This is a genomic window from Colwellia sp. RSH04 (assembly GCF_003545765.1).
Taxonomy (GTDB): domain Bacteria; phylum Pseudomonadota; class Gammaproteobacteria; order Enterobacterales; family Alteromonadaceae; genus Colwellia.
Window position 1 is genome coordinate 1 of sequence record NZ_QXIO01000010.1, and the last position, 15,982, is coordinate 15,982.

10 protein-coding genes are annotated in these 15,982 nt (G+C 39.5%); all 10 read right to left on the reverse strand.

The genetic code is table 11. The features are described 5' to 3' along the window. Nucleotides 1–2,390 precede the first annotated feature (2,390 nt). Nucleotides 2,391–2,714, reverse strand: a complete 324-nt coding sequence (locus D1094_RS14725; protein ID WP_147361083.1) for a hypothetical protein — start codon at nt 2,712–2,714, stop codon at nt 2,391–2,393. Between the two features lie 263 nt (nt 2,715–2,977). After that, nucleotides 2,978–4,357, reverse strand: coding sequence for a lipopolysaccharide assembly protein LapB (locus D1094_RS14730; RefSeq protein ID WP_118960873.1), 1,380 nt, complete (start codon nt 4,355–4,357; stop codon nt 2,978–2,980). A gap of 72 nt (nt 4,358–4,429) precedes the next feature. After that, the gene (locus tag D1094_RS14735) at nt 4,430–5,062 is read right to left on the reverse strand and encodes an energy transducer TonB (RefSeq protein WP_118960874.1); all 633 of its coding nucleotides are present in this window, start codon (nt 5,060–5,062) and stop codon (nt 4,430–4,432) included. A gap of 18 nt (nt 5,063–5,080) precedes the next feature. Beyond that, nucleotides 5,081–5,491: a biopolymer transporter ExbD gene (locus D1094_RS14740; protein WP_182440205.1), complete on the reverse strand. Its 411-nt coding sequence runs from the start codon at nt 5,489–5,491 to the stop codon at nt 5,081–5,083. 44 nt (nt 5,492–5,535) lie between these two features. Continuing rightward, nucleotides 5,536–6,063 carry a MotA/TolQ/ExbB proton channel family protein gene (locus D1094_RS14745; RefSeq protein WP_118960875.1) on the reverse strand — a complete coding sequence of 176 codons (528 nt, stop codon included), beginning with the start codon at nt 6,061–6,063 and terminating at the stop codon, nt 5,536–5,538. Nucleotides 6,064–6,066: 3 nt separating this feature from the next. Then, the gene (locus D1094_RS14750; protein WP_118960876.1) at nt 6,067–7,482 is read right to left on the reverse strand and encodes a MotA/TolQ/ExbB proton channel family protein; all 1,416 of its coding nucleotides are present in this window, start codon (nt 7,480–7,482) and stop codon (nt 6,067–6,069) included. A 2-nt stretch (nt 7,483–7,484) separates the two neighbouring features. Continuing rightward, entirely contained in the window at nt 7,485–8,273 is a 789-nt protein-coding gene (locus tag D1094_RS14755; protein WP_118960877.1) for a DUF3450 domain-containing protein, read from the reverse strand. 277 nt (nt 8,274–8,550) lie between these two features. Then, entirely contained in the window at nt 8,551–11,217 is a 2,667-nt protein-coding gene (locus tag D1094_RS14760) for a TonB-dependent receptor domain-containing protein (RefSeq protein WP_118960878.1), read from the reverse strand. Between the two features lie 142 nt (nt 11,218–11,359). Beyond that, nucleotides 11,360–14,197 (reverse strand): hypothetical protein, encoded by a 2,838-nt coding sequence (locus tag D1094_RS14765; RefSeq protein WP_118960879.1) that lies wholly within the window; start codon nt 14,195–14,197, stop codon nt 11,360–11,362. Between the two features lie 321 nt (nt 14,198–14,518). Continuing rightward, nucleotides 14,519–15,784: an ammonium transporter gene (locus D1094_RS14770; protein WP_404851490.1), complete on the reverse strand. Its 1,266-nt coding sequence runs from the start codon at nt 15,782–15,784 to the stop codon at nt 14,519–14,521. Between the last annotated feature and the right edge of the window lie 198 nt (nt 15,785–15,982).

The window sequence follows — 15,982 nt, forward strand, 5'->3', positions numbered from 1 at the left end:
CCAGCAACACGACTAACCAAACCGTGATTTTTGAGCCAAACACGAAAGCTAGAACAAAGTTAATGACTTTACCGCAAGGTGTCTTAAAAAAGCGTAAAGTCTATTAGCGTTAAACACCAAAACGGTTAGGCGAAAACTGAGGCGTAACCCACCAAGCCAATCTTGAAAACACTGTTCTTACAATAAAATAATAACTCGAATTCGTGTTGCCAAATAACGTTTATATTAAACGGCAAAGTAACATTGGCTATAATCGCGAAGCGATGGCCAACTGTTACGTGTCCGATTTGAATTATCTTGTTATTTGATGGTAGCGATAAACACTAACGAAAACAAGAGCTTTTACTTATTTGGCAGCCCGACCGTAGAACTAAAGAGCGCCCAGCAACACGACTCACCAAACCGTGATTTTTGAGCCAAACACTAAAGCTAGAACAAAGTTAATGACTTTACCGCAAGGTGTCTTAAAAAGCGTAAAGTCTATTAACGATAAACACCAAAACGATTAGGCGAAAACTGAGGCGTAACCCACCAAGCTAATCTTGAAAACACTGTTCTTAAAATAAAATAATAACTCGATTTCGTGTTGCCAAATAACGCTTTGCTAATGGGCTAAAACGGTTGGATTGCTTTTTTGCGTAACTTTGCAAAAAACGAGCAAACTGTTTTAGTCCTGTTGAGCAACTTGTTATATGCAACGCTGCTTGTAGCAAGCTTTGCACGAACTTAAGTCACCCGTAATATATAAACCTAACCGTGAACTTTTACGCTACACGCGAAAGGCAGAACAAAATTAATAGCGTTGCCACCTTTGAAAAAGGTAAAAGAGGCAACGCTTATTAGTGATAAAACTGAACCTACTTTAGCGTAAAACGCTGTACTAGAAAGTACTTTTTCTAATGCTAATTCTTTAAAGCATATAACGTTTATATTAAACGGCAAAGTAACATTGGCTATAATCGCGAAGCGATGGCCAACTGTTACGTGTCCGATTTGAATTATCTTGTTATTTGATGGTAGCGGAAAACAACCAACGAAAACAAGAGCTTTTACTGATTTGACAGCCCGACCGTAGAAGCAAAAAACACCCAGCAACACGACTCACCAAACCGTGATTTTTGAGCCAAACACGAAAGCTAGAACAAAGTTAATGACTTTACCGTAAGGTGTCTTAAAAAGCGTAAAGTCTATTAACGATAAACACCAAAACGGTTAGGCGAAAACTGAGGCGTAACCCACCAAGCCAACCTTGAAAACACTGTTCTTATAATAAAATAATAACTCGAATTCGTGTTGCCAAATAACGCTTTGCTAATGGGCAAATAATGGTTGGCTATAATGCGCGAAGCGCGAGCCAACTGTTATTTGTCCTGTTGAGCAACTTGTTATATGCAACGGTGGTTGTAGCCAAACACTGCACGAATTTAAGTCACCCGTAATATAAAAACCTAACCGTGAACTTTTACGCTACACACGAAAGATTGAACAAAATTAATAGCGTTGCCACCTTTGAAAAAGGTAAAAGAGGTAACGCTTATTAATGCTGATGCTATCTAGTTTTAGCGTGAAACTTTGCACTAGAAAGCACTTTATCTAAAGCTAATTTTTATTAGCATATAACGCCCACATTAAGGGGCTTTTTATTAGTTTGCTAAAATTGTGTAGCGCAGCGGAACCGAGCAAACTGTAAAAAGTCCCGCTTTAATTGCTTGTTATACATAATTATTTTTTATTGCGCTTCTTCAAATAAGCATTAACAGAGCTTTTTCCCGTGATACCGTAGATTACAAACAGCAAACCGAAGAATATTTGAGATAAATGGCTAAGTTTTTCTGTAATTGTATCGAAGATAGGGTTTATTAAAACCAATGCTCCAGCAATGATAAAAGCTAAACCGAGTATGACTCCAAGAGATCTAAAAATTATCTTTTTAATACCCACAGACTACTCAAACTCCATTTATGTATAACGTTTTGCTAAGGGGCAAATTACTGTTGGCTAAACTGTGCGAGGCACGAGCGCGGCCAACTGTAATTTGTCCGTTTGAGCAACTTGTTAGATGCAGCGGTGGTTGAACCAACACTGCACGAAATTGAGTTACCCGTAATATTAAAACCTGACCGTGAACTTTTACGCTACACACGAAAGGTTGAACAAAATTAATAGCGTTGCCACCTTTGAAAAAGGTAAAAGAGGCAATGCTTATTAATGCTGATGCTTTCCTATTTTAGCGTGAAACTACGCACTAGAAAGCACTTTATTTAAAGCTAACTTTTATTAGCATATAACGCCCGCATAAGGGGCTGATAATAGTTTGCTAAAATGTGAAGCGAAGCGGAACCGAGCAAACTGTTAGCAGTCCCGTGCTTAATGCGCTTGTTATATGCTACTTACTCATATTGTTTGCCAGCTAATAAAAATTCCGCGAACAACCTCCATTGAGATACACCTTTTAAACGTAACTCACCAAAATTAGTATCATCAGCCCACGCAATTGCAGCTTCAAGAAAGCTTTCAATACTTCCATTATTCCAACCTAATGCGGCAGAATTAAATGGGCTACTTGGATTTTTACTTTCGATAGCGTCAGATTCCTCTCGATCTTGTCTTAATGCTTCGGCAAAAATTAAGAAAGATTGTTTATCTACAACATATTCAATTAAATCTTCTGGCACAACAGCCTCATTTGCATATAACAGTTTATTATGAGGCAAGTTGCCTTCTTTCCACAAAAAGAAGTTTGCCTTATATAAATATTTAAAAAACAAATAATAAGGTAATGTACTCTTATAATCAATGAGTTAAATTTATCGAACAACTGGTCGATGTGTGAAAGGAGGCAAATTGCACGCTTTCTTTGTGGAAAGAAGGAAATATAACCAACTGTATAAAAACACACCTAGCTATAATTTATTTATACGTAAAAAAGCGTCAACTGACGCTTTTCATTCTAATTATTGAAGAGTAACTCTTTTAATTAATTTAACATGGCTAAGTGCACTTTATGATTACGTTGTTCGCGTTCAACATATTTTGACCATTGCTGCGCAGTCTTTTTAGTTTTTGGTAATTTTACGGCTTGCGCAAAAGCTTGCAGCGATTTTTCAAATTGCTTCAGGTTAAAGTTTGCCATACCTTGCACTAAATACATATTCCCTAAGTGTACGTTTAACTCTTTTTGCAAAGAAGAGCTGACTGAATCATCGTCAGCATTTAAACCAGACAACGTTGATTTAATGCGTGTTAATGCTGCATCTGCTGCTACAATAGCCGCTTGCCATTGTTCGTTATTTAATAACGATTGCGCAAGCATCGCATCATATTTACCTGATTCAGTTATCACACTAAGTTGTGTTAACACTTGAATCGCTTGCTCATCTTCTTTCGCAGTTAAATATGCTCTAGCAATAACATCAAGGTTCTGTTCATCAGCAACCACTAAGCCTTCATCTATTGCATTCACTAAGAGTTTTGCACTTTTATAAGGTGCTCCGTGGAACAAGTATAATTGCGCAAGGGTAGAAATATCTGACGATTTAGTAACATAACCCGCTTGGTAAGCCGCTTCCATCACCGCAATTTGCTTTTCTTCCTGCCCTATTTCGCCGTACATGCCCGAAAGTTGTAACCAGTATTCAGGTTTGTCGTATAAGCGAACCAGCTTTTCCATCACTTTGGTTACTTGCTCTGGTTGCTTTAACTCATAGTAAGCAGCACGTTGTAAAATTAACCAATTTTCTTTAGGGTGCTTGTTTTCTTGTTCATACATAGTTACTGCATGGTTAATGGCTGCTAAGCTTTTTTCATACGCTTTGTCTTGGTAATGTACTTGTGCAAACAATATGTGCTGATTAGCAGTTAAATCTTTCGGGTTTACCGCTTTCCATCTTTGTAAATAACTTAAAGCTTGAGCATAGTCTTGTTGCTGCATTGAAAGTTGCGCTAATGAATACAATGTCGAAATAATTAAGCTGTCGGGTATAGCTTTTTCATCTGCAATAACTTTATTAAAGCTATCAATCGCCATCTCTACGTCTTCATTGGCGTAGTACATAAAACCATAAAAGTTGAACAACATCGCTTGTTCGTAGCTATTAAGGCTGTCTATTCTATCTTTTACTTGATCTAATACTTCAAAGCCTTCAATTTTATCGCCTTCATCAGCAAGCTGCTGTGCTCTAGCGAGTTGGGTATAAACACGATTACGCATAGCAGGAACTTTTTTGCTTGCTCTATAGCTTTTGTGCTCAACTTTTTTAGGCTTTGCTGCTTGTGCATAAGCCACGTTAGTTCCGATTGATGCGATAGATACCAATCCAGCACCAACAATAAGTAATAATGCATTATTTAATTTCATTATAAATCCTTACTCATTTAATTAACGAGTTCAATGGATGAAAGATAGTCCTACAATAAAGTAAGAAGCTACTTAACCATCTATCTCAAAGGTAATGCGGTTTTGTACGCCTGCAACTTCCATTGCCACGCCATCAACAACGCGTGGTTTGTATTTAAATTTAACGACAGCGTCTAATGCGGCACGTTCAAATACACCTTCAGGTTTAGCCGCAATAACCACAGGCTCTTTTACAGCACCTGTTTTACTTACAATAAACTCAACAACCACAAAACCTTCTATACCACGTGCTTGCGCACGTCTTGGGTATACCGCAGCCACTTTAACAATAGGTAAGTAATCACCATCGTTACTATCAAGATTTAAGCCGCCAGATAACCCACCGTCTGTTTGAATATCAGCAGCAAACTGGTTTTTAACCCCCTGTGCATTCGGGTTAGCTTGTTGCATTGGTGGTGCAACCATAGGCGGTGGTGGCTCTTTCGGCTTAGGTGGTTTTTGCGGTTTACGCTCTTTTTTAACAATCGCTTCATCTTGCTTTAAACGAATAAAATCAAGCACATTACCTTTTACTGGCTCGGTCATTACGTCGTTACCACCTGATATAAGCTTTTGCATGCCTAACAGGAGTAATGCCGTCATAATAAATGCCGAGGTGCCCGCTATTACATAACGTACACCACTTCTTAGTATTGGTTGAGTCATAACCTTTCCTTACCCTAATTACGCTTCTTGGGTAGCAATAGACACATCAAATACACCAGCAGCACGGGCAGAGTCCATTACTTTGATTAGAATATCTGTAGTGGCTTTTTGGTCTGCTTGAATCACAACCGTCCCTTGTGGGTTTTCTGCTTTTAAGCGTTCAATATTTGCTTGAACACTGCGAATATCAACTTTACGTTTGTTAATCCAAACATCGCCCTTATCACTAATAGCAACAAGAATGTTAGCGCGATCTTTTTTCACCGCAGTAGCCGCTTCTGGGCGGTTTACATCAATACCCGCTTCTTTAACAAACGAGGCGGTAACGATAAAAAATATAAGTAGAATAAATACAACATCCAACATGGGTGTCATGTCTATTTCTTCCTTTTCTTCTTGCTCTTGCAACATTTTATTTATATGACGCATAGGTTTCTCTTTATTTCTAGTTAAGTCTGAACGGTATCAATGTCTTAATGACTTACCGTTAAGCTATCAGCCAATAATTCAGCTTCTTTTTTAGCATTACGCTTTAACCACGTTGCAGTGAATACCCCAGATAAGGAACCCACCATGCCAGCCATTGTTGGAATAGTAGCGCGCGAAACACCCGAGGCCATAGAACGTGCATTACCACTACCCGATATTGCCATTACATCGAATACTTCAATCATGCCTGTTACCGTTCCTAACAAACCCAGTAACGGACAAAGCACAACCAGTGATTGAATCAGTGTTAAATTTCTGTTGAGTTTTGTGGTGCCTCGTGAAATTAACGCGGTTCTAATTTGCTCGGCATTCCATGAAGTGTGCTCAACTCGGTTGTTCCAACTCGCGATTAAGTGTTTCTTTAACGATTTATAGCTATACCAAACAAAGACAAAGCGTTCGAAAATCATTAACCACATAATGAAAATAACACCAGCGATCACGGTTAATACTTGACCGCCAGTATCCATAAACTCATTAATGGCATTAAATAATTCCATTAAAGCAATCACGGTTTATGCTCCTTGACCTTGCTCTACACGCTCAGATCTTTCCGCAATAATACCGGTACTTTCTTGTTGTAAAATATTGATAATGCCTTTGCTTCGACCATTAAGATAAGCAAAGATAAATACCATAGGAATAGCAACAACTAAGCCAAGAACCGTGGTAACTAGTGCTTGTGAAATACCACCAGCCATCAGTTTCGGGTCACCGGTACCAAACAAGGTAATTGCCTGGAAGGTATTTATCATACCCGTTACCGTACCCAGTAAGCCGATTAACGGAGCCACCACAGAGATAATTTTAATCAAAGTTAACTTACTTGATAACTTAGGTAATTCACGCAGTATTGATTCTGATAATTTCAATTCTAAACTTTCAGTATCTAAATTTGGGTGCTTGTCTTTTACTTGCATCACACGGCCAAGCGGGTTGTCACTTGAAGCAACATCTGTTTTAAGTTGACGATTAACTTTTCTGCCAACTATCACTAAGTTAATTAAACGCTCTAGCGCGATAAGTAAACCAACTAAACCAATACCTAAAATGATGTAACCAATTGGGCCACCTTGGTCGATACGTTCACGCGTATCTGGTGCTTGTACTAGTAAACTTAAAATTGAACCACCCGTTGGGTCTAAGGCAAAAGCAGTTGGTTCACTTGAACCTTGTGCAATGTTGTCAATTAGTGCATCAGCTGTATTTAAAAAGCGTGAAGACGGTTGACGAATAAGTTCAGCAACTGTACCTGTTTCATCAATGTACTCTAAGTATTTGCCGTCTGAGATTAAGTTAAAGCCACCAACACGCGTTACTAACGCTTGCTTGCTTTCGCCATTAGCTAAAACAACGTTACGGTTAAATTGCTTAATTTTTCCGCTTTCAGTCATTTCGCGTTGTAATTCAAACCATAAGCGCTCAATTTCTTCAATAGAAGCAAGTTTTGCACTTGATCCCATGCTTTGCGCAAATTGGTCTAAAAACTCACCACGGTTAGCAATTTCTGCCGAAATAACAGATGTTTGAAATTTACTGCGCGTATCACCAGACACTTGCTGTAACACACCAAATAATTCTTTAAGTTCACCTAATCGCTTGTCTAGTGCGTCACCTTTATTGGCTAAGTTCACTTCATTGGTTTCAAATTGTTGTTCAAGCTGTGCACTCAAGGCTAAGGCATCATCGCGTTGCTTATTAATGTCATTAAGCATTCGTTGTTGCTGATTTACTTTCGATTTAAACTCAGCTTCTCGTGCTTTATTTTGCGCACTTTGTGCTATTTTACCTTGCTCAAGTTGGCTAAGTAGTTGATCTAAGTTAGCCGCTTGCTGAGCAGATGCCGCGCCGATCACTAACGATAATGATACCGTTAAACCAGTCAGTACTTTATTGATGACTTTTTTTGTTGTTAACGTATTAATAGACATAATTATTCTGCCCCTGAAGTTGAAGTCGACGATAACGGAATAAGCATTAAATCAGGTGCTAATTGTTTACGTGCTATACGTAGTGCTTTATTAATACCTAAACGGTAATCTTGCGGTAAAGACTGCCATTGCTTTTTGTCTTGTTGCCATTGACCTAACTGGCTGCCATCACGTGTTTGATAAACTAAACTCACACGACCAACACGTAAAAAGTCAACATCTGTTTGTTGGCCATTAAGCGTTAATAAGCCGCTGTATGCTTCAATAGTTCGACCGTAATCTACTTCAACTTGGTATGCTTCTAATACGCGACGAAACTTTTCTGAAACAGCAATATCTGCGCGCTTCATCATGGCATTTAAATCGTTAATACGTTTACTACGCTCTTCTTCAAGGAAAGGTACATCTAACGCAAAAAACTCTTCTAACGTGCTAATCATACGCGCCATAAGCGGTGATATTTGACGTTCAATAATGCTGACTTGTTCCATTGAATCAGCAAGTTGTGATAACTCAGTCATTTGACTATCAAGTTGCGCTTGCATTTGTTGGTTGTAAACATGTAAACCGTCTAGTTCTTTCGTTACCGTATTAAACTGCTGTAACTTGGTAAGCTTTTGTTCGCTTAACTGGTTTACTTTACGCTGAGATTTTGCTGCTGATTCGGTAATGCTTTGACCTGCATTAACAACATTATCAAGCTGGCTTTGTTCTGTGTTTGCCATAACAGGCGCAACAAATGTGCTTGCACTGAGCAACAAGCCCGCTGTAGAAAGTGAAGATAACTTCATAGGTTAACCTTATTTCATCGATTGTTTATAAACCCAAGAAAGAGTAATTCTTGGGCCAAAATGTATGGAGCGCAGTTTACCGATGAAATATGACACTAAGGTTGTAGAAAAGTGACACTTAGGTTTCATTAATATGTCAATTTGATGAAGGTATATTCTGAAAATATGATGTAATTAACGTAGCACTTAACTACTGTTAAATTAAAAAAAGCAATAAGGTCTATCCGTGTACCTTATTGCTAAAAACTATTTTGGTCGTTGGGAAGTTACCAAAATACTAGAAATCCCACTTAAGTGAAACTTCAAAGCTAGTCCCTTTAGTTTCACTTCGAAGTAAGGTGTCATCAAAGGTAATTTCTTTTTTCTGATCTAAAATGTTTTGCACTTTAAACTTCAACGTTGATGCATAAGTTGGGTAGTAGCTATAAACAAAGTCTAACGAGTGAAATGGTTGCTCGTATGCATCATCTTTACCATCAATACCCGGGATAATAATACGTTCAGCAAACACGTTATACGCCATAGTCGCACTGTGGTTTCCGTTCGCAGCATCCCAACCAAAGTTCATATTAACCACCCAAGGTGAGTGACCTGTCATGGCACGCGTTGGGTTAGTAATAGAAGTTGAAACTCCTGTTTGCTCTACAACCTTTTGCGTATCAATGTTTATTTCAGATTCACTAATAGTAAAGTTACCTGAAACAAAGAAGCCTTCGGCATATTCACCTAAGAAATTAAAGTCCTTTAAAAACTCAACTTCTAAACCGTACACATAACCATCTTCTGCGTTAGCAATACGAATAAGTGGCGGACCATCTTGCGCAGGTGACTGTACCGCTTCAATAGGTTGGTCCATGTCTTTGTAGAACAAGCCTGCTGATAAGTTTTCACCCGTTTCTAAGTACCATTCCCAACGTAAGTCGAAGTTATTAATTGCTGTACTTTCGACGCTTGGGGTACCACCAATAGGAAACCCTGTTAATGGGTCAATGTAAGTTGCTGGTGCGACTTCACGAATATCAGGGCGAATGGTTGTTTGGGCAAATGATCCTCTAAATTGCATGGTAGCATCGAGTTCATAGGTTACTGACAAAGCGCCAAAAACATCATCTTCTTTAAAAGATAAGTCTTCTAAGTCCTGCAATGTTGGTGGTTCATTCTTAAAGTCAAACTTGCCTGTTTTTGGATCTAACGGTGCAACCACTTGACGATAGTCTTCATAACGAAGGCCAGCAGTAACACGCCATTGCTCTGCAAAGAATACATCGACTTGACCAAAATATGCATCAATAAGTTGTCCTGAGAAGTAATCATCACCTGCAACTGAGGTATCGCGAATAACATTCTCATTTCCACGTAACGGATGATTCAACATAACATCTTCCGTTAATATCTCGTTCATTTGATGCCCCGTTAAATCAAGGTTATCAAAGGCTAAAGTATTAACATCGATACGTCTTGCCATGGCATCACGAGATTTTTCTACAAAATTGGCACCGGCTTTTAACTCAACTTCAGAGTCAGCAATCATTAATGGTAATGACACGTTAAAGCCGTAGTTTTCAACGTTATCGTCTAGGCTTTGAAAACCGTAACGAGAAGCCGTAGTTGCTTTACGTAAAGAACTTTCATTAATTGGATCAAAAATATCATCTTCAGGTTGACCATTAGAGCCATCAGCAATAATGTAACGTGTAGTAATATTCCCTGGCGCGTAACGATTAGAACGCGAGTCAGAGTAGAACCAATCTACACCCAAATTCCACCAGTCTGATAAATTATGCGTACCACGGATTTGATTCGCGATCATTTCGCGCTCTTCGTAAATTACTTCACTGTCGCGTACACGTAACCCATCAGTAATAGTTACGTTATTGGTGTTACCTAATTTATCTTTTATTTCGTCACGGGTGTCATGCAAAATAAGCGAGCTCACATCTATACGATGATCACGCTTATATTCTAGACCCATGTTTAACATGCCTGAGAATCTTACGGTGTGCTCTGTTGATTGTACATCGTCAAAACCACGTACCAATGACCAAGGGCCATTTTCTTCTTGTTGAGTGAAGTCTTGGCCTTCGTACTCTTCTGAGACTTGCCATTTATTATCGTAAGAAACCGCACTTAAAAAGCCAAAACGAAAATCGTCAAAATCATAGCGATTTCCTAAGGTAATATCTAAGCCCGTATTTGGGTTAATGCTGCTTTTACTTGGATCGTAATCACGATTCATTTCTGCAGCAATAGCACGATTATCTTCTTGTGATAAATCATTTAATGGTGTGTGGTTTTCCCATAAATTACGCAGTGATTGTGGCGCTTGGCGAGTACCATCATCGATACCATACCAATCGTCATCTCCACCATTGTAACTTAAACCATCGTCAAAGTTATTGGTGTTACCACCTAATTTACCTTGCATATTAAAAACAAAGTCAGTTGGAATTGTCTTTAAGCGTACATCAACATTACCGCCAGCAAAGTGAGCAGGCATAGCTGCTGAATAAGACTTTTGAACCGATAATGATTCAATGATTGACGATGGGAATAAATCAAGTGGAATAACAGTACGCGTTGGATCAGGGCTTGGCACTGAAGCACCGTTAAGCTGTGTACTTGAGAAACGCTCACCTAAACCACGAACATAAATATATTTGCCATCAACAAGTGTAATACCTGTTACACGACGAAGCGCTGCGGCTGCGTCTGAATCACCGGTACGAGATATTTGTTCGCTACCTAAAATATCAGCAATAAACGCTTGGTTTTTACGTTCCTGCAATACAGCACTGGCTGTACCTTTTAAACGACTCGCTTTGACAACCACTTCTTCCATTGCTTCTGCGTCATCGTTATCTTGCTCTGCAGCAACACTTGAGAAAGCGCTAAGACTTAAACCAGTAACAACAGCAAGCGTTAAGCGTGATAATTGTGTTTTCATTATTAACCTCATTCACTGGAGATTTTGAACATTTTTCTGCGGGGTAATTCACGGTGAACCCTGAATAACCTGTAGAAATAATCAATAAAAAAAACCGTAACTACACTTAAAAGGTTAAGTGCAGTTACGGTCGAGTCGCTAATTAGTCAAGCGCTACTGTCCAATTGGCTGTCCAGTTATTGCTTTGAGATACTGCACCGATGTGGTTAGCATTATCAAAGAAGCTATGTCCTGTGAAGTCTTTCGCTGGTGTTGCATCAATAGTGAAGATACCATCAACTACATCACTCATGCTTGCGGCAGTGCTGTTAGCTTCGTTTTGGTTTAGCACCCAATCTTGTGTATCAAGTAATACCGAATCATCATCAGCTTTAGCACTTTTGAAGTTCTCGCTACAAGCAAATACTGAGTTAGAAATAACCGTCTCACCTGCTGCTGCTTGTTGTGCTGTCACAGAGCTTGTTGCGCCACCTTCAATTTCTAAACACTCACCCATGCCTGCTGCACCTGTTACCACAAAGTTATGTAACTGTGCTTTAGTACCTTCACGTAAGTAAACACCTTCAGAGTCTTTGTCAGCACTGTCGAAGCTATTACCTATAACCGTCATGTTGGCAATAGTTGGGTTAGATTGAGGCTGTTTCGCTGGCGATGAACCATCGTTATCACCTTCAATCGCACGGTTAGCTTCGCCGTCGTTTGCATCGTGCTTAACAAGTACATATTGTAAGTTACCGCGGTAACCGTTATCCCAGTCAACACTGTCATCTCTGTTACCCGTTAATACTAAGTACTTAGCGTTAACAGTACCACCGAAGAACTCAACACCGTCATCAGCATTTTCGTGTACTTGGATGTATTCAACTTTTGTACCTGAACCAACTGCACCAAACGTAATACCGTTTAATTCGTTATCAGGGGCAATTTCATAACCTGCATGCTTAACAACAACGTAACGTAATGTACCTGAACTGTCGCTATCATCAGTACCACCAAACACGGCACCTTCTTCAACACCTTCAACTTGTAATGCACAGTCGCTGCCATCAGTAGGACACTTGTTAGATTGTGCGTTACCTAGTAAAACAATACCGCCCCATTGGCCAGCCGTTGTTTCACCGCCCGTAATATCTTCACTTGAAGTAAAGGTAATAGGCATGCTTTGGCTACCGTTTGCTTCAATTTTTGAATCACGGCTTACAACTAAGTAATCACCACCTGAACGACCAAAGATAGTTGTACCTGCTTCAATAGTTAACGTTGCGCTATTTGCTTTATCTTCACCAACAAATACTGGACCACTTAATGCGTATAAGTTGTTAGCCGTTAGCGTTAAATTGCTGGTAATAGTACCGCTAATTTGACACGTTGTAGTCACACCGTCAGCGGCTGAAATAGCTGTAGTGCCAGTAGGACAACCTTCAATTTCAGCAGGAGCTGTAATGACACCGCCGCCGTAACCAAATGCCCAACCTTCACGCCAGTCATTACTGCCGTCTAATGCACCTACATAATCAACACTGTCAAAGAATGAATCTTGTGTCGTTGAAACATCTTGTCCTGCATCTGCAGCAATTAATGGAGAGTTCGCATCTGGAACACCGTCTGAACCAATTAAGATAGAGTTGCTGATTGAGTTAGAGCTTTCATCAGTGAACCATGTTGCTAAATCAAGTAATACTGAATCATCATCTGCTTTAGCATCTTTGAAGTTTTCACCGTTATTACAAGCCATCACAACGTTTTGCATAACAATTTTGCCACTGTTTGCATTATCAACTGTTACCGAAGACGTCGCACCACCTTCAAACTCTAAACACTCACCCATTTCGCTTGGGCCAGTCACTACCGTGTTAAAGATTTTTGCTGCGGTACCTTCACGTAAGTAAATACCTTCAGAATCTTTGTCAGCTGTATCAAAGTTATTACCGACAATTGTCATGTTAGCGATAGTTGGGTTTGATTGTGGCTCTTTATCAGGGCTTGAACCGTCGTTATCAGCTTCAATAGCACGGTTTGCTTCACCAGCATTTTTTGCATGTTCGATGTATACGTGTTGTAGCATCCCTTTAAAGCCATTGTCCCAGTCAACACTATCATCACGGTTACCCGTTAATACAATGTGCTTAGCATTAACAGCACCACCAAAAAACTCAACACCGTCATCAGCATTGGCGTGTACTTGGATGTAATCAACCATAGTACCTGAGCCCACACCACCAAACGTAATACCATTTAATTCGTTATCTGGTGCAATTTCATAACCTGCATATTTAACAACAACGTACTTAAGTACACCTGAGTTATCTTCCCAGTCTGTACCACCAAATACGGCACCTTCTTCAACACCTTCTACTTGAAGTGCACAATCACTACCGTCTGATGGACATTTGTTTGAAGGCGCATTACCTAAAATTACTACACCACCCCATTGGCCAGCAGTAGTATCTTCACCTTTAACATCTTGTAAAGATGTCATGATGATAGGCTTAGTTTTGCTACCTTCAGCCATGATTTTTGCATCACGGTGAACAACAAGGTAATCGTTACCTGATTGACCAAATAACACAGTACCTGGTTCAATGGTTAAAGTAATATCGTTTGCTGCATCTCGCGCTTGATCAACTTGAGCTGAAACACCACCAACTTCTAACGCCCCACTGATTGCGTACATTACTGGTTTACCATTAACGCTAGCCACTAAGGTTGTATCTTCTTCAATGTTGCTATCAAGCACTTGTACTTGTACGTCAAAACCTAGTTCACTTGAAATTTCAGTGCTTAATGCCGTGTTAGCTTTACCCGCTAAAACCACATCAGTACCTGGATCTGGGTTTGTTGGTGCAGGGTTATTGATAATAGTATCACCAACTGAATTATCGACTTCAGACGATAAGTTAATGTCACCACCACATGCCGTTAAACCTACTGTTAAGGCTGTTGCTAATACGCTTAATTTAAAGTTATTTTTAGTTTGCATTTCTTACTTGCTCCGCAGCAATTAATGAAGGATTAATATTTTTAAATAAATGTTCTTTAATAAAATTCGTTTTGTTCATGTTTAAGAAAGTAACGCTTGTGCTGATTTAATTTGATTAGGCACATTCATTAAATTTGGCTACATAGTAGGGAAGAAAAATGACAGAAATGTTTTGAAAGTGTGACTTTTTGATGTCACAAATATTGCAAAGAGATTACATAGGGTGTTTTATTAAGACATAAAAAAAGCGCCGAAGCGCTTTAAAGATAAGTGTCGTAGCTTAGCAACGATTCATCAAACATAGTGTATTGCTAAGGTGATTTACAAATTATATCCAGACTCTTCATGTTCAACTTGATCAAGACCATTCACTTCTTGTTCTTCATCAACTCGTAAACCATCGGTTATTAACCCTACCAATTTTAACAATAGGTAAGTCACGATAGCGGTATAAACTAAGCTAGAAACAATACCAATTAGTTGCACCGAAACCTGCCCCATCATAGTGCTTATCCCGTCAGCAAAGCCAAAACCACTAAATACGCCTAATGAAGTCGCCGAAAAAACACCAGCCAAGAAGGTGCCTAAAATACCACCCACGCCATGCACAGGAAATACATCTAACGAGTCATCAATACGTAACTTTTGCTTAATATAAACCGTAGAGTAAAAACAAACAAAACCAGCACTTACACCAATAATTAAGGCACCACCTGGGCCAACAAAGCCAGAAGCAGGTGTTATAGTACCAAGGCCTGCAACCATCCCTGTTACTGCACCTAACACACTCGCTTTACCAAATTTTTTCCACTCTATCGCTGCCCACGTTAATGTACCCGCTGCTGCTGAAATGTGCGTTACTAACATGGCCATTGATGCATCACCATTAGCCGCTAAGGCACTGCCTCCATTAAAGCCAAACCAACCAACCCATAACATACCTGCACCGGTAACCGTCATGGTTAAGTTATGTGGCAACATAGGTGTTTTAGGAAAACCTCGTCTAGGGCCAAGTACTAAGGCAGCAACCAGTGCCGCAGTACCTGCAGTAATATGAACAACAATACCACCAGCAAAATCATAAACACCCATTTGTGCTAACCAGCCACCACCCCAAACCCAGTGGGTAATTGGCGCGTAAACCGCTAACAGCCATAAACCACTAAACAGTAACACCGCAGAAAACTTCATGCGCTCAGCAAAACCACCAATAATTAACGCTGGTGTAATAACAGCAAAAGTCATTTGAAACAGCATAAATAAGCTTTCAGGAATATCGCCAGAAAGCACATCTTTACCGATGCCATGCATCATCACTTTACTAAAATCACCAATAAAAGCATTACCCTCACCAAAGGCAATGCTATAACCCACTATCAACCATAAAATTGAAGAAATAGAACCAATAGCAAAACACTGCATTAGTATGGATAACACATTTTTCTTTCTAACTAAGCCACCATAAAATAACGCTAACCCCGGAAGCGTCATCAGCAATACTAATGCTGTTGAGGTAAGTATCCAACTGGTATTAGCGCCATTTAATTGCTCGGTGCTAGCTAAAGCATGTCCTGAAAAAAGTGCCATCAAGGTAATGACAGTTAAGAGAATTTTGTTTTGCATGTTACGTCCCAATCCACCGCGATAAAGCGTTATTATTCTAATGAATAAAGAATTGCACAAAGCACGCCAAAAAATTATAGCTTAAATATCAATAGGTTATTTTTAGATATTACAACAAAAGTGCAAGATTGCACCAATAAAAACCATTCAGCTAGGAGGGTT

Coding starts and splice junctions, on each gene's coding strand:
- D1094_RS14730 (WP_118960873.1), bottom strand. CDS start 4,357: ATGAAATTAAATAATGCATTATTACTTATTGTTGGTGCTGGATTGGTA.
- D1094_RS14735 (WP_118960874.1), bottom strand. CDS start 5,062: ATGACTCAACCAATACTAAGAAGTGGTGTACGTTATGTAATAGCGGGC.
- D1094_RS14740 (WP_182440205.1), bottom strand. CDS start 5,491: ATGCGTCATATAAATAAAATGTTGCAAGAGCAAGAAGAAAAGGAAGAA.
- D1094_RS14750 (WP_118960876.1), bottom strand. CDS start 7,482: ATGTCTATTAATACGTTAACAACAAAAAAAGTCATCAATAAAGTACTG.
- D1094_RS14755 (WP_118960877.1), bottom strand. CDS start 8,273: ATGAAGTTATCTTCACTTTCTACAGCGGGCTTGTTGCTCAGTGCAAGC.
- D1094_RS14760 (WP_118960878.1), bottom strand. CDS start 11,217: ATGAAAACACAATTATCACGCTTAACGCTTGCTGTTGTTACTGGTTTA.
- D1094_RS14765 (WP_118960879.1), bottom strand. CDS start 14,197: ATGCAAACTAAAAATAACTTTAAATTAAGCGTATTAGCAACAGCCTTA.
- D1094_RS14770 (WP_404851490.1), bottom strand. CDS start 15,784: ATGGCACTTTTTTCAGGACATGCTTTAGCTAGCACCGAGCAATTAAAT.